At 31.0% G+C, this 18,903-nt stretch carries 17 protein-coding genes and 1 pseudogene; 2 read left to right on the top strand and 16 right to left on the bottom strand.

The window, feature by feature from the left end:
* Window positions 1-57 precede the first annotated feature (57 nt).
* From rfaE2 to ACO5J6_RS08995, 11 genes are all read right to left on the bottom strand, one after another.
* Entirely contained in the window at window positions 58-567 is a 510-nt protein-coding gene (gene rfaE2 / locus ACO5J6_RS09045) for a D-glycero-beta-D-manno-heptose 1-phosphate adenylyltransferase (RefSeq protein WP_485643544.1), read from the bottom strand.
* A gap of 233 nt (window positions 568-800) precedes the next feature.
* Window positions 801-3,020, bottom strand: a complete 2,220-nt coding sequence (locus tag ACO5J6_RS09040; RefSeq protein ID WP_485643543.1) for a heavy metal translocating P-type ATPase — start codon at window positions 3,018-3,020, stop codon at window positions 801-803.
* 112 nt (window positions 3,021-3,132) lie between these two features.
* Entirely contained in the window at window positions 3,133-3,495 is a 363-nt protein-coding gene (locus tag ACO5J6_RS09035) for an ArsR/SmtB family transcription factor (RefSeq protein WP_485643542.1), read from the bottom strand.
* A gap of 460 nt (window positions 3,496-3,955) precedes the next feature.
* On the bottom strand, window positions 3,956-5,548 hold the full coding sequence (locus ACO5J6_RS09030; protein WP_485643541.1) for a ClC family H(+)/Cl(-) exchange transporter: 1,593 nt from the start codon (window positions 5,546-5,548) through the stop codon (window positions 3,956-3,958).
* A gap of 76 nt (window positions 5,549-5,624) precedes the next feature.
* Window positions 5,625-6,773, bottom strand: coding sequence for an N-acetylglucosamine-6-phosphate deacetylase (gene nagA, locus ACO5J6_RS09025; RefSeq protein ID WP_485643540.1), 1,149 nt, complete (start codon window positions 6,771-6,773; stop codon window positions 5,625-5,627).
* A 66-nt stretch (window positions 6,774-6,839) separates the two neighbouring features.
* Window positions 6,840-7,673, bottom strand: coding sequence for a glucosamine-6-phosphate deaminase (nagB, locus tag ACO5J6_RS09020; protein WP_485643539.1), 834 nt, complete (start codon window positions 7,671-7,673; stop codon window positions 6,840-6,842).
* A 76-nt stretch (window positions 7,674-7,749) separates the two neighbouring features.
* Window positions 7,750-9,183 (bottom strand): N-acetylglucosamine-specific PTS transporter subunit IIBC, encoded by a 1,434-nt coding sequence (nagE, locus tag ACO5J6_RS09015; RefSeq protein WP_485643538.1) that lies wholly within the window; start codon window positions 9,181-9,183, stop codon window positions 7,750-7,752.
* 305 nt (window positions 9,184-9,488) lie between these two features.
* The gene (gene ruvA / locus ACO5J6_RS09010; protein ID WP_485643537.1) at window positions 9,489-10,130 is read right to left on the bottom strand and encodes a Holliday junction branch migration protein RuvA; all 642 of its coding nucleotides are present in this window, start codon (window positions 10,128-10,130) and stop codon (window positions 9,489-9,491) included.
* 14 nt (window positions 10,131-10,144) lie between these two features.
* Window positions 10,145-10,930 (bottom strand): glutamate racemase, encoded by a 786-nt coding sequence (murI, locus tag ACO5J6_RS09005; RefSeq protein ID WP_485643536.1) that lies wholly within the window; start codon window positions 10,928-10,930, stop codon window positions 10,145-10,147.
* A gap of 19 nt (window positions 10,931-10,949) precedes the next feature.
* The gene (locus ACO5J6_RS09000; RefSeq protein ID WP_485643535.1) at window positions 10,950-12,089 is read right to left on the bottom strand and encodes a D-alanyl-D-alanine carboxypeptidase family protein; all 1,140 of its coding nucleotides are present in this window, start codon (window positions 12,087-12,089) and stop codon (window positions 10,950-10,952) included.
* A 992-nt stretch (window positions 12,090-13,081) separates the two neighbouring features.
* The gene (locus tag ACO5J6_RS08995) at window positions 13,082-13,420 is read right to left on the bottom strand and encodes a winged helix-turn-helix transcriptional regulator (RefSeq protein ID WP_485643534.1); all 339 of its coding nucleotides are present in this window, start codon (window positions 13,418-13,420) and stop codon (window positions 13,082-13,084) included.
* A gap of 115 nt (window positions 13,421-13,535) precedes the next feature.
* On the opposite strand from ACO5J6_RS08995, the gene ACO5J6_RS08990 reads away from it, so the two are divergent.
* A complete protein-coding gene (locus ACO5J6_RS08990) occupies window positions 13,536-14,096 on the top strand; it encodes an RBBP9/YdeN family alpha/beta hydrolase (RefSeq protein WP_485643533.1) in 561 nt (186 codons plus the stop codon).
* Window positions 14,097-14,483: 387 nt separating this feature from the next.
* Here the strand turns inward: ACO5J6_RS08990 and ACO5J6_RS08985 are convergent, their stop codons facing one another.
* The 4 genes from ACO5J6_RS08985 to ACO5J6_RS08970 form a co-directional block, all read right to left on the bottom strand.
* The gene (locus tag ACO5J6_RS08985; RefSeq protein ID WP_485643531.1) at window positions 14,484-14,693 is read right to left on the bottom strand and encodes a hypothetical protein; all 210 of its coding nucleotides are present in this window, start codon (window positions 14,691-14,693) and stop codon (window positions 14,484-14,486) included.
* Between the two features lie 41 nt (window positions 14,694-14,734).
* Window positions 14,735-14,884 (bottom strand): hypothetical protein, encoded by a 150-nt coding sequence (locus ACO5J6_RS08980; RefSeq protein WP_485643530.1) that lies wholly within the window; start codon window positions 14,882-14,884, stop codon window positions 14,735-14,737.
* Between the two features lie 308 nt (window positions 14,885-15,192).
* Window positions 15,193-16,071 carry an SIR2 family NAD-dependent protein deacylase gene (locus ACO5J6_RS08975; RefSeq protein ID WP_485643529.1) on the bottom strand — a complete coding sequence of 293 codons (879 nt, stop codon included), beginning with the start codon at window positions 16,069-16,071 and terminating at the stop codon, window positions 15,193-15,195.
* Entirely contained in the window at window positions 16,013-16,795 is a 783-nt protein-coding gene (locus ACO5J6_RS08970) for a protein-ADP-ribose hydrolase (protein ID WP_485643527.1), read from the bottom strand. Before ACO5J6_RS08970 ends, ACO5J6_RS08975 begins: the two co-directional genes overlap by 59 nt.
* A gap of 302 nt (window positions 16,796-17,097) precedes the next feature.
* Between ACO5J6_RS08970 and ACO5J6_RS08965 the strand changes: the two genes are divergently transcribed.
* Window positions 17,098-18,258 carry a tetratricopeptide repeat protein gene (locus tag ACO5J6_RS08965; protein WP_485643526.1) on the top strand — a complete coding sequence of 387 codons (1,161 nt, stop codon included), beginning with the start codon at window positions 17,098-17,100 and terminating at the stop codon, window positions 18,256-18,258.
* 252 nt (window positions 18,259-18,510) lie between these two features.
* Here the strand turns inward: ACO5J6_RS08965 and ACO5J6_RS08960 are convergent.
* Window positions 18,511-18,903: pseudogene (locus ACO5J6_RS08960) on the bottom strand (signal recognition particle protein); the annotation flags it as partial.

The raw sequence follows: 18,903 nt of genomic DNA, 5'->3' as shown, positions 1-18,903 counted from the left end.
TTAATTGAAACAAAATTGAAATAAAAATCAATACTCTTAATATTATTCATATTTCAATTAATTTTTATCCGAATATACATCGATTATTTTATTTATAATATCCGTTGTGGAAAAACTGTCTACAAAACTGAGAATTTTTACTTCTCCGCCATTTTTCTCAACTATTTCTGTTTCTGGAAGCTCTTCTTTTTTATAGTCTCCACCTTTTACATGAATATCAGGCTTTAGTGTATCAAGCAATTTTTCAGGAGTTTTCTCATTGAAAATAACTGTATAATCGACAAATTTCAGCCCTAAAAGCATTTCAGCCCTGTTTTTTTGATTATTTATAGGTCTTTTATCCCCTTTATTGGTCTTTACCGAAGTATCACTGTTTACTCCTACGATTAATACATCTCCCAGTTTTTTCGCTTCTTCAAGATATGTCAGATGACCTATATGCAAAATGTCAAACACTCCGTTTGTAAAAACAGTTTTTTTTCCTGATTTTTTTAATTCCTGAATTTTTTCTTTCATTTCTTCCTGTGATAACAGATTTTTCTTAAATTCACTTTTTGTATTCGGCATTTTTGTCTCCGTTTTTTCTATTTTTTAAATTTTTTATCTTAATATAAATTATAACACATTTTTTTGATTATGGTATATTTTTTTTCTTTTATTTAAAATCTTTCTTTCAAATATTTTTTTCTTTCTCTATTTTCTTTTTTCCATATTAAAATCCCCTTTAAAGCATTTGTAATTTTTTTTATGTTTCTCACATTTTTTATGTTATTTCTGCTTTATAAGAGGATTTTTATTTTTTATTCGACTTTCATTCTAATAACTCTTGCTGCATTCAGTATCGCTATCAGTGCAACTCCGACATCGGCGAATATTGCTTCCCACATTGTAGCAAATCCTACCACTCCCAATAACAGAGTTATCAGTTTAATTCCCAACGCAAAGGCTATATTCTGCCATACTATCTTTCTCGTCATTTTTGCAATTTTTATTGCAGTTACTATTTTTTGAGGTTCGTCGTTCATTATGACTACATCTGCCGCTTCTATTGCAGCGTCGGAACCTACTCCCCCCATAGCGACACCGATATCGGCTCTTGCAAGTACAGGGGCATCATTTATTCCGTCTCCTACAAACATTATTTTCCCGTTATCTTTTTTTTCCTTAAAAATTTCTTCCAGTTTTTCCACTTTATCATTAGGTAAAAGTTCGGTATAAACTTTATCTATATTGAGTTTTTCAGCTATACTTTCACCTATCGCCTTAGTGTCTCCTGTAAGCATTACGGTTTGTTTTACTCCATTATCTTTCATTTCTTTCACTGCTTTTGCAGAATCTTCCTTGATCTCATCGGATATAATTATATTTCCTGCATAATTACCGTCTATGGCAATGTATACTACTGTTCCTGTCTGATTTTTCTGTTCTATATTTATATTTTCGAGTTTCATAAGTTTCATATTCCCTGCAATTATGTGTTTTCCATTCACATCAGCTTTTATACCGTATCCCGATATTTCTTCATAATTTTTTATTAAAGATTTATCTAACTGTAAACTGATTTTTTCATATTGTCTTACGATAGATTCAGCAATAGGATGTGTAGAAAAACTTTCTGCATATGCTGCATACTTCAGAAGCTCTTCTTTTTCCATATTATTTTCAGTATTTATTTGAGTAACTTCAAATATTCCTTTTGTAAGGGTACCTGTCTTGTCCATTACTACTATTTCGACATTATTCAGAGCTTCGAGATAATTTCCTCCTTTGATTAGTATACCTTGTCTGGAAGCTCCTCCAATTCCGCCAAAAAATCCTAAAGGTATGGATATAACCAAGGCACAAGGGCAAGATAATACTAAAAATACCAGTGCTTTGTAAAACCATTCATTAAAAGTTGCATTTTTCAGCACAATCGGCGGCACTATTGCCATAACAGTTGCAACTCCTACTACTGCGGGGGTATAATATCTCGCAAATTTAGTAATAAAGTTTTCGGTTTTGGATTTTTTGCTGCCCGCATTTTGTACCATATCCAGTATTTTTGAAACGGTAGATTCTGAAAACAGTTTTGTTACTCTCACTGTTATCAGTCCTGTTTTATTTACATATCCGCTTAGTATTTCGTCTCCGATATTTTTTTCGGAAGGCATGGATTCACCTGTCAATGCCGACGTATCGAAAGTGGAACTTCCTTCAGTTATTATCCCGTCCAAAGGCACTTTTTCTCCCGGTTTTACTACTATTAAATCATTTATACGGATTTCTTCGGGAGATACTTTTTCTATAACTCCTCTTTTTTTCAAATTAGCATAATCAGGTCTTATATTCATTAAAGAAGTTATGGATTTTCTGGATTTATCCACTGCCATTCCCTGAAACAGTTCACCTAACTGATAGAAAAACATAACGGCTACAGCTTCGTGATACTCTCCAATAGCAAAAGCTCCCACTGTTGCTGCCGCCATTAAGAAATTTTCATCAAATATCTGTCCTTTTTTTATATTCTTAAATGCTCTCCACAGTACTTCTCCGCCTATTATAAGATAGCTTATTAAAAATAAAAGTATCTTTATAGTCAGTAAAATAGAAGTATCCAAATTGAAATTTTTAATAATCAAACTCGAACAGGAAGCTAAAATATAGACCATTACGCCTGTTCCAAGCATTATCAATAATTTTTTCGTATCATCGGAATGGCTATGTTCATGAGAGCTATTATGGCTATGCGAGTGATGATGATTATGAGAATGACTATTATTATGAGAATTATTAAAATTAGGCTTTTCAGTCGAAAATATCCTTACTCCTTCTTCTATAGAGTTTGCAATTTTCTGTATAGCACCTACTAAAACATTTTTATTTGTCTCTTCCGTTTCAAGAAGTATCTTTTCTCCCATAAAATCAATATGTGCTTCTTTTACATAGTTTATTTCGTTGATTTTTCTCTCAATCTTAGCCGCACAGTTTGCACAGTGCAATCCTTTTATATTTAAAATTATCTGATTTTTTCGATCCATTTTTCTATCCTTTCAAAACCGACTATTTGACTATCTTTATTTCACCGTTTCTTTGACTATTTTCATTTTAACTGTTTTTATTTTGGATACTTTATCTGTATTTTTGTTATTGTTACTTTTTTTCCATTATATGGTTCAGACCCTGCTCAACTATTTTTTTTACATGCTCATCTTCCAGCGAATAATAAACTACTTTTCCACTTTTTCTGTACTTTACCAGTCTTCCCTGTTTTAAAACTCTCAACTGATGAGATATGGCTGACTGTGTCATTTCAAACAGTGAAGCTATATCGCATACGCACATTTCGGATTGAAAAAGTGCACTTAATATTTTTATCCTTGTGCTGTCTCCCAATAATTTGAAAAAATCTCCAAGGTCGTATAAGATTTCTTCTTCAGGAAGTTTTGTTTTTATTTCTTCTACTATTTCCTTATGTATTACTGTGTTTTCACATATCGGTAATTTTTTTTCCATTTTTTCTCCTTACTATTTTTTCGATTATATATTCTCAATTATTATTGTTATTATTCTTGATTATATATTTTCGATTACATTACATATGAACAGTTATTCATATATTTGATTATATTACTTTTTTATTTCCTTGTCAATAGTCTTTCGGATAGTTTTATTATATAAATAATAAAAGGAATGTTTTCCAAGTATCATTTTACGTTATACTTTAATTTTCGTCAAGTATAAATATTTTTTTGCAGGCAAATAAATTCATAAAAATAGAAGTTGTTTCAAAAATAAAAAAATATAAATAAAATACATAAAAAATATATTTATTCTTTTCCTGTTTCATATTGTGAAATCATGAATAACTCATAAGCATATTTTTTTATGTTATTTTTTTAATTTTTCTTTTGAGACAACTCCCTATTTCATTTTATTAATAACTTTTTCAATTCAACTGTTTTTTATCAAATATTTACAGCACTTTTATTCCTTTTTCTTTTAATCTATAGGCATATTTTTGAGCAGTCCTGTAATCAGTTATAATTACAAGCTGGTTTCCGCTCTTTATCACTGTTTCTCCGTCAGGAATATATTCTTTTCCGTTAGCACGGACTCCCATAATCAGAAGTTTTTTCGGCAAATTCAAATCTTTTATTTTTTTATTTTCCAGTTCAGAATCGGCTCCTACATGAATTAAAAGAGTTACAATCCTGTTTTCTCCTTTTGAGTCCTCATCATTTTTTTCTTCCGTCTGATTTTCAGGAAACATATTCTGGAACAACACTTCATAAATTGGCTCCATTTTCAGCAGTTCACTTAAAACATAAGTCAATGTAGCTGTTATAACGAGTAAAAACAGATAGGAAAAATTCCCTGTCATCTCAAGTATAAGTATAATCCCTGTTATTGGAGCTTTTACTACTGAAGTAAAATAAGCTGCCATTCCCAATAACATAAAATGAACTGTAAATTCATAAGGAAATGAAAAATAATTTACAAGTATTACTCCGTAAACTTTTCCTATTAATGCCCCTATTACAAGCATAGGCAAAAATATTCCTCCAGGAAATCCCGTTCCGTAACATAACATAGTATATAAAAATTTTAGAATTAAGATAACAGCCAATATTTTCAAAGGAACATCAGCCTGAAACATTCTTTCTATCAGGTTATGTCCGCCTCCTGTTATATCCTTGAAAAATAATGCCGTAAAATAAGCCATTACCATAAATATTGAGATTTTTATATATTTATTGAGTTTTATTCCTCTATATTTCCTCTGAAAATATAATAAAAAGAAACTGAATGCTTTTCCCAATACTGTAGCAATTATGCAAAAAACAACCGTGGCCGTCATAGCAGCTATTGCCGACGGATATTCAGGCAAAATAAAATCATGCCGGAAAACCGTTCCTGTCCCCAACATCAACCTTGTAACATAATTTGAAGCTCCGCTGGCGACAAGTACACAGACTAAAAGTAAAGGTGAAAAAAATTTGTGCAGCTCTTCCAAAGCAAATATCGCACCTGCAAGAGGAGCATTGAACGCTGCTGCCAATCCCGCACTTGCTCCACATGTAACAAGATATTTTTCTTCCACATTCGTCCTTTTGGTCAGTTTATTTATTCCGTCTCCTATTAATGCTCCCAAGTGAATGGAAGGTCCTTCTCTTCCCATGGACATTCCTGCCCCTATGGCAAAAATGCCTCCCCAGAATTTACACATCAATTCGGGGAACCATTTAAATTCAGTTTTTTTCTGTAACAGTCCATTTACCTGAGGGATACCGCTTCCTCCAATCAGCGGATACTTTGAAAGCATCATTTGAACTATTATTCCTGCTACAATAAAAATGAGTAGTCCCGCTATTATCTTCCCTGCTGACAACTCTTTTATAAAGTCTTCTCTCAAATAAGCGACTTTATCCAGCAGTAACCTATAAGAAGCTACAACAGCTCCCGATATAATCCCCGTCAGAAAGCAGAAAAATATCAGAACCGTACTTTTTCTCCTTGATTTCAACGATTTAATACTATACAACTCTCTCAATATACTGTTTGACATTTCTTTTCCTCTTTTATATGAATATACAAATATACAGTTATATGGATATATAAACTTTATATGAATTATGTAAAATTTAATATTCCGTCAAGTTACCTTTTGCTATCGTACCTTTTACTTTATAGTTTTCATCAAAATAAGTCATATCAGCAGTGTAACCCTCTTTTATATATCCATATCTGTCATCTACGGATATTGCCTTCGCAGGATATGAAGTTGCCATTCTGAGTGCTTCCTCCTGAGAAACATGTACATGCTCGACAAGATTTTTTATTCCGTCTATCATAACGAGGGCAGATCCTCCCAATGTTCCTGTAGGAGAAAAACATTTTCCGTCTTTATAAAAGACTTTGTTCCCTTCAAACATAAATTCTGTCATATTGTCGGTACCCGCAGGACTTACAGCGTCAGTTACAAGGTACAGTCTGTCTTTCAATATTTTCTTGGCAATTTCGACAGAAGCAAAATCCATATGAAATCCGTCAACTATTATTCCGCAGTTTGTAGTATCATTGTTGAACAGAAATCCTATAACTCCGGGTTCTCTTGACCCCAGCTGACTCATGGCATTGTACAGATGTGTCGCACAGTTGAAATAATCTTTCTTTTCCACACATTCCTTATAAGTAGCATTTGTATGTCCTATCGCTATATTAATACCCGCTTTTTTCAATGTTTCAAGATGTTTTATTTCAGCTTTTTCAGGAGCTATGGTTATTATTCTTGTTACTTCAGGTCCACTGTCGGCTATTTTCTGTATCATTTCATCTGACAGAACTCTTATATATTCAGGTCTATGTATCCCCTTTTTTTCAACACTTATATAAGGTCCCTCTATGTGAAGCCCTAAAACACCTATTTCTTCCCTGTTTTTTAGTCCTTTCATAAGATTTAAAGCTTTTTCTATTTTTTCATCAGGAGATGTTATCAGTGTAGGCAAAAATGAAGTACATCCATATTTTTTATTAGTTTCATTCATTATTTCCAAAGTTTTTTCTGATATATCATCATTGAAAAGCACCCCTCCGCAGCCGTTCAACTGCAAATCCAGAAATCCGGGAGAGAGCGTCATACCTTTTATGTCAAGTACTTCCTGATTTTCAGTATCTTCTTTTGTCAAATCAGCTTCTTTTATCACTTTTTTTATTTTTTTATTTTCTACAACAACAGTATTTTCTTTTATAAATTTTTCTCCGTCAAAAATTTTTGCATTTTTTATAATCATAATATTTTCCTTTCTTAGATTTTCTTTCGTTAGATACATTTATTTAAGTACACTTATATTGAAAATCTATTTTTTGAAATTAAATATTTCTTCCCTGTATTTTTCCAAATCCAAATTATGAGCTTCTATTTCTTTAAAATATCTGTAAGTCTTTACTTTCAGGTCAGAAGCCGCCGTTTCATCGATAACAAGGATAGCTCTTCTGTGTAACTGCAATGCCGAAACTGTCCACAGATGATTTACTCCTCCCTCAATTCCATGATACACCGCTCTTGCTTTTTTATATCCGTCAGCAAGTATCATTATTTCCTGAGAGTCCATTAATGTCCCCACACCTACTGTCAATGCCAATTTAGGGACTTTATCCACGTCATTGTCAAAAAATCTCGAATTAGCCAGAATTGTATCATAGGTCAGCTCCTTATCCCTCGTTCTCGAAGCAAGGGAAGAACCCGGTTCATTAAAAGCTATATGCCCGTCTTCGCCTATTCCTCCTAAAAACAGCCTTATTCCTCCTACGCTTTTTATCTTATCCTCATATCTCTGACATTCTTTTTCCAAATCTTTTGCAAGTCCGTCCAATATATTTATATTTTCAGGCTTTATATCAATATATTTAAATAAATTTTCGTGCATAAAATAATGATAACTTTGCTTATGTTCAGGAGATAATCCTACATATTCGTCCATATTGAATGTGATGACGTTTTCAAAAGAAATTACGCGATTATTGTACAGATTTATAAGCTCCTTATACGTTTCAACAGGTGTAGAACCTGTGGGCAGACCCAAAACAAAAGGTCTGTCAGGCGTAGGATTAAATTTCAATATTTTCCTTGCGATATTATAGGCACTCCATTTCCCCATTTCTTCTCTGTTTTTTAAAATTATTACTCTCATATTTCCTCCTATATTCTAATATCCGAAAACTACTCAGGAGCTGTCCTTTAGACAGCCCCTTTTTTTAAATAACATTTTATAATTTTTTCATCTCTGTTGCAACAAATTCAACTAAAGGTCCTATAATTACCTGAACATCTTTTTTGGACGGCTTTATTATCCCTGCCGAAACTTTTTTTATCTTTTTATCATCTACTGCGGTAGCATCTTTTACTTCTATTCTCAATCTTGTTGCACAATTATCTATGGATACTATATTTTCCGCTCCACCTAAGGCTTCGTATATGATTGCCGCCACTTCTGCATGATTACTGTTTGAAGATTTTATTTTTAGCTCTTCTTCGTTGTTTTCATCTTCTTCCCTTCCCGGCGTCGCCAAATTGAATTTACTTATCAATATTTTAAATAAGAAATAATATAAAACTCCAAATGCTATTCCCTGAACTAAAAGCAGATAAGGATGATTTGCCATAGGCATTCCCGAAGTTAAAGTAAAGTCGATAAATCCTGCACTAAAACCAAATCCCGCTGTCCAGTGCAGTAATGCCGATATAAACATGCTCACTCCTGTCAAAGCTGCATGAACAAAATATAATAAAGGTGCTACAAACATAAATGAAAACTCAAGAGGCTCCGTTACTCCTGTAACAAATGATGTAACTCCCGCCGCTATCATTAACGATGCTATCTGTTTCTTTTTCTCGGGCTTTGCTGCCTGATACATTGCAAATGCCGCTGCCGGTAATCCAAACATCATAATAGGGAAGAACCCTGCCTGATACATTCCTGTTATACCTTTTTCTCCTGTTCCTCCAAGGAAGTTTCCTATATCATTAATTCCTGCAACATCAAACCAGAAAACTGCATTTAAAGCATGGTGTAATCCCAAAGGTATGAGCAGTCTGTTAAAGAAACCGAAAACTCCGGCACCTAAAGGTCCTAATTTAAGGAATGTCTCTCCGAATGTTACCAATGCTCCAAATACTATCGGCCAGATAAAGAACAGCACAGGGGACAGTATAAGCATAGTCGCCGCTGTCAGTATAGGAACCAGTCTTTTACCGCTGAAAAATGCCAAAGCCATTGGTAACTGTGTCTTATGAAATCTGTTAAATATTTCAGAAGCTATTATTCCCGATAATATTCCTATAAAAGGATTGCTTATTTTACTGAATGCTAAAGGTACTTTATCAGGTTCGATTTTCGTTAAAACTGCAACAGAATCTTTTGATAACAAAGTAGTTATTACAAGAAAACCGACCAAACCTGCCAATGCAGCCGAACCGTCCTTTTCTCTGGACATTCCCACTGCTATTCCTACTGCAAATAATATAGGTATATTGTCAAGTATCGACCCTCCTGATTTAATTAAGAATGCTGCAACAGGACTGTTTGCACCCCAGCCCGTAGGATCAAGTCTGTAACCTATCCCCAACAGGATTGCAGCTGCCGGTAAAACAGCGACAGGTAACATCAGAGATTTACCAATTTTCTGCAAATATTTCATCATTTTAAACCAACTCTCTTTCCTCTTTTTTGTTCATACTCCTTTTATAAAAGAACATAAACTTTCTATAATTATATTATATATCGATTTTACATTATGTCAATATTTAAAATTATTTTTTTCAATATATTTTTTTAACTTATTAATATTTTTCTTGTCAAAAACCCTGATTTTGAGAATTTATAATAAAATTACTTTTTTAACTATAATTATTTTCAAAACTATTTTTCATTTCAAAAAATATTTTTGAAATACGAAACTCTATTTATATAAATTATGGAGTTATTTTAAGAAAGAAAAAGCAACGGTTATTTTTTATTTTGAATTTTCTGTAATATCGTTTTAATAGCTTCTCCGATGTCATTTATATTTGAAAGCTCCTCGTCTTTTATCCATTTGGAAACATCTGCATTAACATATCCCAGACTTTCCAACGCCAGTTTTATATCTTCTTTCATTAATAATATTTTTGTATTCGATGTATCCGAAATTATTACTTTTCCTCTTGAAATTTCTCCGTTTTCATTATAAGTTTCTATTATATTCAGCTTTTTAACCTTATCTTTTAAATCCAGTATTATTTTCTGTGCTTTTTTATCCCCTAATCCGGGTACTTTTGTAAATAATTTTGAATTGCTCTCAACAACTATATCTATAACATCTTTTACATTGTAAGTGGACAAAATTGCCAGTGCCAGCTTAGGTCCTACTCCGCTCGTACTTATAAGGGCTTTGAAAAGTTCCCTTTCATTTTCGGTTTTAAATCCGTAAAAAGAAATGTCATCTTCTTTCACGTGAGTATGTGTATAGAGTTTTTCATCCTGCCCCACTTCTCCAAGTGTTTCAAAGGTTTTCAATGATATAAATATTTTATAGGCAAGTCCGTTTATATCAAGAGCGACATAATCAATTTTTTTTACAGTCAGCTCTCCAAATATGTATTCAAACATTCATTATCTCCTTACTATAATTTTACAAACTCCACATAGTCTATATTTTTATTCAGAAACATTGTGCCTATTTGCTTAAATTTTTCCTGTTCATCAGTTACATAATATTTCACTTCGCAGTCTTTTCCTCCGTCATTTCTCAGCAAATTTTTCTCCGTCAGAACCTTTTTTAAATCCTCTGCCGTTTCTTTTGCGGGATCCACAACTTCGATTTCAGGATAAAGACTTCTGATTGTATTTTTCAAAAGGGGATAATGAGTACAACCTAAAATAAGGGAATCTATCTTCCCCTTAAATTCATCCAAATACATCTTAGTTATGAGATTTACGATTTCCCCCTCTATTATCCCTTCTTCGATAATGGACACAAATAACGGACATGGTTTGGAATAGACTTCTATTTTCCTGTTTCTTTTTTTCAACTCAATTTCATATTTTTTAGAATTTATCGTGGCTTTTGTCCCGATTACTCCTATTTTATTACTTTTTGTAGTATAAAGGGCTGCCCTTACTCCTGCGTCGATCACCCCTATAATAGGTATCCCAAATGTACTGTTCAACTCCTCAAGAGCAAGGGAAGTGGCAGTATTGCATGCCACAACAATAGCATCTACATTTTTTTCAAGCAGAAATTCCGTTATCTGCTTTGAATATCTGACAATCAGTTCCTTTGTTTTTTCCCCGTAAGGAATTCTTGCAATATCTCCCAGATAATGTATCTTCTCATTGGGCAAGACTTTCCTGATTTCTTTTAAAACGGTAAGCCCTCCCACTCCTGAATCAAAAATCCCTATGGACATCTTTTCTCCTTTTTTATGATTATTTCATTATTAATGCTCCTGTATATTCATTCTTACCGTCAGTAGCAACAAATGTACCTACTACCTGACCTAAATCATTTCTGGAAACATTTTCCTTTAATGCGACTTTATAAGTCAATTTAGGTTTTTCAGAATTTCTCTCTCCTTTGATTACAACGTCTTCGGAAGGATATAGCGTATATTTGTCTTTTCCTATCTTTGCATAAGCAACTGCGGTATTTTTATCTATTATTTTTATAGATTTCTGGGTGTTGGTGTTATTTGATACATTACCTGATACTCTGCTCACAGGAACATTACTGTTATTGGAAAAATAATCGTTTATTTCTTTTTCTCCTATAGCGTCCCTATTTTTCGCCTTTGTAGAACCGAGAATAACAACTATCATTCTATTATTATTTCTTCTGGCAGTCAAAATTATATTTGACCCGGCAGCATTGTGATAACCCGTTTTTAGCCCGTCTACTCCCTGTACTTTACCTAAAAGATGATTTGTCGCTGTCAGTTTTATATTCCCGTAGTCAATATAATCCGTAGATTCTTTGGCTATATTCATATATTCTTTATAAGTAATCGCCATCATTGCCATTTTGTAAAGATCTCTCGCATTTCCTTGGTCCATACATGAGCCTGTATAACTTGGCGGAAGCCCATGAGGCGAGCAAAATCTTAATGAATCCCAGCCAAACTGTCTGGCTTTCTGGTTCATCGCATTTACAAATTCATAAACATTTCCGTTAGATACATATTCTGCAAGAGCGTATGCCGCATTATTTGATGATCTTATAGCAGTCGCTTTTAACAAATCCCTCACAGTATACTGGGCTCCTGCGACCAGTTTTATTCCATAAGGAACTGATGCCGCAGTTTCTGAAACTGTAACCATATCATTAAGGGAAATCTCCCTGCTGTGTACTTTATCAAGGGTAAGCATTATAGTCATGACCTTTGTTACTGAAGCCAGCGGTCTTACTGCATAGCTATTATCTTCTTTAAAAATATTTCCTTTCGTATCTCCTACTAAAATAGCCTTATAATCATAATAATTTTCTCCTGCTGAAAAAGCAAATGAAGAAATTATAAAAACTGTCAATATAATAAACATTTTCCTTAAATTTACTTTTCTTAAATTTTTCATCTTATCTTTTTTCCACCTTCTATAATTTTTTTATTTTTTAATTTCATTATTTTTTATAATATTATTTTTTAAAATCTTTAGGTTTTTACTATTTTCTGATTTCTGTAATTTTTAATTCTCTTATTTTTTTTAAATCTTTTTATTTTCCAATTTTCTATAAATTTTATGCTTTTTTGTTTTTATTATTTTTTCTTATAGTTTTTTATTTCTCTTATAACTTTTCTTTTTTTGTATATAAATTTAATTTCTATTCCAAATAACTTTTTTATTTTTACAATTTTTCCAAACATTGTTCTTATATTATTTTTTATTTCTTTTAGATAAAAACATAAAAAAATCTAATAAAAACCTTGAATTAACTGACTTTATACCTATCCTATATTTTTTATCCAGCCTCTTTTTCAAATTAAAAGCAAAGATAGAGAAAAGTGCATTCTAATATTACAATTGTATAATACTTTTGACCAATAGAAAAAGTGAAAACTTTTTTCTTCATAAACTCCTTTTAAGAAACGGGTATCTTCAGCCCGTTTCTTTTTATACTTTTTGTTTTATATTTAAAGAGTTTATATTTAATGATTTTAATTTATTATACTTTTTACATTCCTCATATGTTTTTTGCTTGCACATTTTCACCCTTTCTTTAATATAGAAATTAAGTTATATTTTTATATATTTTTTTATTTTTTATATGTATCTATATACCTGTATATATCTGCTATGTATTTAACTTTGATAACTCACTCTTTATCTTCTATATTGCCGATTTTTTCACTCCTTTCCATATTTTCAGTATAAATTTTCCTAAAGTTTATTATATCATAGCATTATTAGAAAAATCAATTGGAGTTTTTATAATATAAATAATATAATCCATTATTTATAAAAAAATAACCTTTTTATATTATTATTTTCTGATATTTTCTATCCTTTGATATTTTCCGAACAGAAAATTTATACACTTAACGGCAAAATAAAAATAATTTCTTTATTTAATATTCCTGTTCATCTTTATCAGTATGTATCCTACCCCATTCACACATATCTTTCATAATAGGCAGAAAAGTTAATCCTTTTTCCGAAAGAAAATACTCAACTTTAGGAGGAATTTGGAGATATTCTTTTCTGACAATCATACCGTCCTTTTCCAAACTTTTAAGCTGTGAAGCCAGCATTTTATGAGTAATCGGCACTAAATTCCTTTTCAGCTCTCCATAACGTAAAGTAGTTTCACACGCCAGTTCATACAATATTCTAAATTTCCATTTCCCTTCAATAATAGAAAGAGTTCTTAAAAATGGAGCCTGTTTTGTACGACATATATTTTTCATAATTTATTACTCTCCTTTTAGTTAGTATCACACAAAAAAGTGCGTACTTTCTTTTATTTTCATAATTTATTATAATGAATTGTAAATAAAAATACAAGCACAGGAGGTAAATAAAATGAAAAGAGATATATACATCATACACGGTTATGGGGCTTCTCCCGAAAAACACTGGTTTCCATGGTTGAAAAAAACAATGACAAATAAAGGAGATAAAGTTACTGTACTGACAATGCCTTCTCCTGAAACTCCTAAAGTAACTGATTGGCTTAGTACGCTCAAGGAAAATATAAAAGAAATAAATGAAAATACTTATTTTATAGCCCACAGTTTAGGAACTATTACAGTATTGAGATATTTATCCGAACAAAAAAATCTGAATAAATTTGGAGGATTTATATTAGTTTCGGCATTTGACAGAATTATTCAAGGATTTGAGGAATTGAGACCTTTTATAGAAACGGATTTAGATTATAAAAAAATAAATGCAAAATCAGCATTAAAAGTTATAATTGCGGCAAAAGATGATTATATAGTACCATTTGAATACAGCAAAGAAATTGCAGAAAAACTTAATGCCCAATTTTATCCGATAGAAAAAGCAGGTCATTTTTTAGATAGAGACGGCATTACAGAATTACCTTTAATTCCAAAGATATTTGATAATTTCAAAAAATGATATACATAAAAATAGAATTACAGAATTTATGGCTTTTATTACTTCATTTTAAAAATAGGCTATTTTTTCAGCCTATTTTTAATTATATAGATTTATTATTTTGATATAAATATTCTATAGAATTTTATGCATAATATACAAAACATACAAAATGAAAAAAATAAAAATATGGCATATGTCATTAATAATACTAACAATTTTTTCTCTTTTCTACAATAAATTATTTTTTTTATTAGATATATGGAAAAAACAATATGTAGAAACAATGCCATAAATATCTCAAACTTGTTTTTAGTATAAATAACCATAGAAGAAAAACAACTTGAAACACTTGAAACTATTATGTACAGCATCATTACTTTAAAAAATACTTTATTGACTTCTTTTTTATCGGACTCTTTCATTAGTTTTCTCATCTTTCCACAGTCTGTTCATCTGAGGTAACAGCTCTACTCTTCTGGGTTTGACATAGTAATCAGGGTTACCTTTACTTTCTTCATATTTAAACAGTTTCCATAATCTTGTCTTTATCTGATACATACTGTAATTAGTATTTTTAGTCTTATTATATTCATCCAATTCTTTCTGTGTAGGCATTTTTCCTTGTGAATAATTAGAATAGAAAGGACTTAAACTGGCTAATTCTCCGTGATAAGTCTTTTTTCTGTAGCACCATAAAGAGAAAGTAGTCTATTTGGATCGTTATTCAAAGATTTCAAAGTAGATTCTGCATATTTGTAATATATTGAATGTTCTAATTTAACTATTCTTTCCAATGGACCAGCCATATTCATAACATCGCCTCTTTTCTATACTTTTTATTTCTCTTTTGTTTTAAAATTTAAATATTTTTATAAAATAAAAAATATTTATTTTACTAATATTTACATTTATTTACATTTTTCTTATCTTATAATATCATAAAACATTATTAATCGTCAAATTTTATTAAACTACTTTCAATATTTTCATTTATCATATTATTTCTATCTGTGGATACTTCTATATTATTAAACATTTATCTTTTCAAAAAATAAAAAAATCAAAAAAATTATTTCAACAAAATTTTTAATAAAATTATTATAAACATATATTTTTATAAAATATCTCTGATATCTTTCAATACTTTACTAATATCATCTTCTATAAAAACAGTCTGATTTTTTATCGGTTCAGGATAAGCAATATCATTCAGATTGACAGTAATATAATCAGCATTTTTATTCTGATAAGTCATCTGCCAGAAAGGATATTTTATAATTCCCGGTGTATTGTTTCCTATTCCCAGTTCAAGAAAGACTGTTTTTTTATCTTTATATTTTTTTAAAAATTCCGCATAATTTTTATTAGCTTTATACCACCCCTCGTCCTGAACAAATTTCTCATCTTTTCGCAAATTCATTGTCATTTCTTTGTCACAAATAGGGCAATGGGGAATTAAACTTGTAGGAATTTTCATATTTTCCTGCTCTCTTATCATTTTCCTTATGATTTCTTCATTATCATAAGTCTTATCATGACACGGAACGGAACATTGGAACAAACCGTAATCTCCTTGTGTATAATAAAGCTTTTTCTTATCAAATCCCGCTTTTTGTAACTGGTGATCAACATTAGTCGTTATAACAAAATAATTTCTGTCTTTTACGATATCCAGCAAATCTTTATACGCCTGACCTGCCCCTACATCATAACGATTGTAAAACACGTGTCTGCTCCACCACGCCCAATACTCCTCACTTGTTTCAAAAGGATAAAATCCCCCCGAGTACATATCATTAATACCATATTTATTGTGAAAATCGGAAAAATATTTCATAAATCTTTCTCCTGAATAGCTCAATCCCACCGAAGTCGACATTCCTGCTCCTATTCCTATTATTATAGCTTCGGAATTTTTTATTTTTTCTGCGATTTTATTCAGTTTGTCCGAGTAATCTTCTATATATTTCATAGTCTCTGTCTTTGAAAACATTAAATACCACCTCTGTTTCACTATTATTTTCTTTTCTATATTCGTATACTGTATCAACTGCTATTTTAGCAGCTTCTTCATTCGGAAAATGAAATTCCCCCGTGGAGATACAACAGAATGCTATACTTTTTAATCCCTCATTTTCTGCTACTTTCAGACAGGAATAATAACAGGACTTTAATATTTTTCTGTCTCTTTTCGTCAATTCCCCGTATACTATGGGTCCTACCGTATGAATGATATATTTACTTGGAAGATTAAATGCCGGAGTTATTTTTGCCTTACCCGTTTCCTCTTCCTTTCCCTGAAATGTCATCAGTTTATTGCAGGAAAGTCTAAGCTGTATTCCTGCATAAGTGTGAATCGCATTATCTATACAACGGTGATTAGGTATAAAGCAGCCCAGCATTGCACTGTTTGCAGCATTGACTATCGCGTCCGTTGCCAATGTTGTAATGTCCCCTTGCCACAGATATATCCTGTCTTTTAACGGTTTCAAATCACTTAATTCAGTAATTCCTTTTTCTTTTAGTTCATTTTTTAAATATTCGTCCTGTATTCTTAAAAACTCACTGTCAGCTTCTTTAGGCGGTCTTACATTGAATAATGCCCTAAGCAGCCACTTCTGCTCTTCATCATTATCAGAAATTTTAGTATCAGTATACTGACTGTTCTCTTCTATCAATCTTTTCAGTAAATATTCTCTTCTTTCTCTCTGGTTCATAAAACTCTCCTTTGTTAATCCGTTGCATGATATTTTCAAATAAATATTATTTTCCAATTTTAAAAATTTCATCTATTTTAAAACTCTTTTAATTTAATAACATTATATCAGACACTTTTTAATATGTCTATTACAATAATTTTCTAAATCTGTTATTTTTTAAATTTTCCTTTTAAGATATATATCTCTATCGATGAATTACAAATAACAGTTTTATAATATTCGACTTTTCAGCTTTCTTTCAGGTTATTCTGATAAAATAGAACTATAAAAGAAATATTAATATTTATGGAGGTTTTTAAATGAAAATTAATTTTAAAAAAATAATATTAGGCGGATTTTTTTTAAGTAATCTATATATATGGGGAATTTCCATACCAATAGAAAAGTATACATGTCCTATCGGAAATGAAAAATTTGAGGACCGTTATCCGGCTCAATGTCCGACTAATAAATTTGTGATATTTAAAAATGATTTTACTGAAACTGAACTGAAGAAGTATGAAAAGGTTATCAACAGCAAATCATATCGTGAAATCCCGAAAAATGCGAGCAGATACTATTATTTAGCAAGATTTTATGAGCTGATCGGAGAATTTTCCGACAAAAAGATAGGAAAAGCATACTTTGATGCATATTTTTACGATCGTTCATCCGAATCGATAACAAAAGAATCACTTCAAAAAAGTATACGATATCTTGAAAAAACAGTTAAAACAAAAAATGATGAGGAAGCATTAGACTACTTGGCAACTCTATATTCCGAAACTGAAGAATATGACAAAATGAACAAAATTTTAGACAGACTTTCAAAACTGAATTTAGAAAAAACGGTAGAATTTTACTACAATCTCACAGCCATTGATTCTAACAGAAGTGATTATTATGATTTTAAAAATAAAGTCAGAGACAAAACTGCTAAGAAAATGATAGCATCCAAAGCTCTCGAACTTCTCCAAAAAAAATTAGATAAAGACAGAAAAAACAAAAAAGAAATTACTGAAAAACAGTTATTACGTCAAGCCAAACTCTACCGTGAACTGGACAGAACATCTGAAATAGACGGATTATTTTCAAAAGTTGATAAAAAATTCGGAAAAGCAGCAGCCCTGTTTTATATGGATGAACCTGAAGAATTTTTAGGATTTGTCTATAACAATGATATTCTTTCCACAGAAAAAAAACTTGAACAAGCTATAATTTATATAGATAAATATATTTCATATCTGGATAGCATAGAAAATACTGAAGATAAAAAAACTGAAAAAATAAGAGCTTTGCTGATTAAAGTTGAGACAAACAGACGTTTAAAAAGATTTGATGAAGCTGAAAAAATTTTAAAAAATATTCCTTTAAAAGATATAAATAAAACTGTCAAACTTGACTACGACACACTTAAAGAAAAAGTAAAATCTAAAAATTCAGAGGTAATACAATATTTCCCACCACAGATAATGTATTAATTTTTTGTAAATTTCAATAAATCGGGCAAATAAAGTTTCAATAAATTTGATATATTTTATATATTTATAAAGATTTTTAAAATAGTAAAATAAAAACAGTCAATCATTTTTTTGTTTTCAATAATTTTATTAAGTGTTATTTATATTCTTTATATTTAATTTTTTTTAAAAATTCATACAAAAAATAAAATAAAAATGAGGACATCTCATAAGTCATGAGACAACCTCATTTTTTATTTTTATAATGACAAGTTATCTTTTCCTTTTGGTTTTTCCTCCCCGCATTCCACCAAGTCCGGGTATCGCACCGCTATTGAACATTTTCATCATCTGTTTCATCTGCTCAAATTGTTTTATAAGCCTGTTTACATCATTGACTTCCACTCCACTGCCTTTTGCTATCCTGATTTTTCTGCTTCCGTTCAGTATTTTCGGGTCTCTCCTTTCCTGTATCGTCATTGAAAATATTATCCCTTCCACTCTTTTCATTTCCTTTTCAGCCATAGCCATATCAATGGCACTTGTGTCCACTCCCGGTATCATTTTCATAATTCCGGCAAGGGAACCCATTTTTCTTATCATTTTAAACTGTTTCAAAAAATCTTCAAAATCAAACTGATTTTTTCTAAATTTTTCTTCCATTTT

It is taken from the genome of Pseudoleptotrichia sp., from assembly GCF_057270515.1.
Note: the sequence above shows the minus strand (reverse complement) of the source record. Positions and strands in the feature narration are given on the sequence as shown.

Excerpts from the sequence above, each read along its gene's own strand:
- ACO5J6_RS08995 (WP_485643534.1), bottom strand. The coding sequence starts at position 13,420 with ATGAAAAATATATGTCGTACAAAACAGGCTCCATTTTTAAGAACTCTT.
- ACO5J6_RS09000 (WP_485643535.1), bottom strand. The coding sequence starts at position 12,089 with ATGAAAAATTTAAGAAAAGTAAATTTAAGGAAAATGTTTATTATATTG.
- ACO5J6_RS08975 (WP_485643529.1), bottom strand. The coding sequence starts at position 16,071 with ATGTTTTCAAAGACAGAGACTATGAAATATATAGAAGATTACTCGGAC.
- nagE (WP_485643538.1), bottom strand. The coding sequence starts at position 9,183 with ATGATGAAATATTTGCAGAAAATTGGTAAATCTCTGATGTTACCTGTC.
- ACO5J6_RS08985 (WP_485643531.1), bottom strand. The coding sequence starts at position 14,693 with ATGCCTACACAGAAAGAATTGGATGAATATAATAAGACTAAAAATACT.
- ACO5J6_RS08990 (WP_485643533.1), top strand. The coding sequence starts at position 13,536 with ATGAAAAGAGATATATACATCATACACGGTTATGGGGCTTCTCCCGAA.
- ruvA (WP_485643537.1), bottom strand. The coding sequence starts at position 10,130 with ATGTTTGAATACATATTTGGAGAGCTGACTGTAAAAAAAATTGATTAT.
- ACO5J6_RS09040 (WP_485643543.1), bottom strand. The coding sequence starts at position 3,020 with ATGGATCGAAAAAATCAGATAATTTTAAATATAAAAGGATTGCACTGT.
- ACO5J6_RS09030 (WP_485643541.1), bottom strand. The coding sequence starts at position 5,548 with ATGTCAAACAGTATATTGAGAGAGTTGTATAGTATTAAATCGTTGAAA.
- nagB (WP_485643539.1), bottom strand. The coding sequence starts at position 7,673 with ATGAGAGTAATAATTTTAAAAAACAGAGAAGAAATGGGGAAATGGAGT.
- rfaE2 (WP_485643544.1), bottom strand. The coding sequence starts at position 567 with ATGCCGAATACAAAAAGTGAATTTAAGAAAAATCTGTTATCACAGGAA.
- murI (WP_485643536.1), bottom strand. The coding sequence starts at position 10,930 with ATGTCCATAGGGATTTTTGATTCAGGAGTGGGAGGGCTTACCGTTTTA.
- ACO5J6_RS08970 (WP_485643527.1), bottom strand. The coding sequence starts at position 16,795 with ATGAACCAGAGAGAAAGAAGAGAATATTTACTGAAAAGATTGATAGAA.
- ACO5J6_RS08965 (WP_485643526.1), top strand. The coding sequence starts at position 17,098 with ATGAAAATTAATTTTAAAAAAATAATATTAGGCGGATTTTTTTTAAGT.
- ACO5J6_RS09035 (WP_485643542.1), bottom strand. The coding sequence starts at position 3,495 with ATGGAAAAAAAATTACCGATATGTGAAAACACAGTAATACATAAGGAA.
- ACO5J6_RS08980 (WP_485643530.1), bottom strand. The coding sequence starts at position 14,884 with ATGGCTGGTCCATTGGAAAGAATAGTTAAATTAGAACATTCAATATAT.
- nagA (WP_485643540.1), bottom strand. The coding sequence starts at position 6,773 with ATGATTATAAAAAATGCAAAAATTTTTGACGGAGAAAAATTTATAAAA.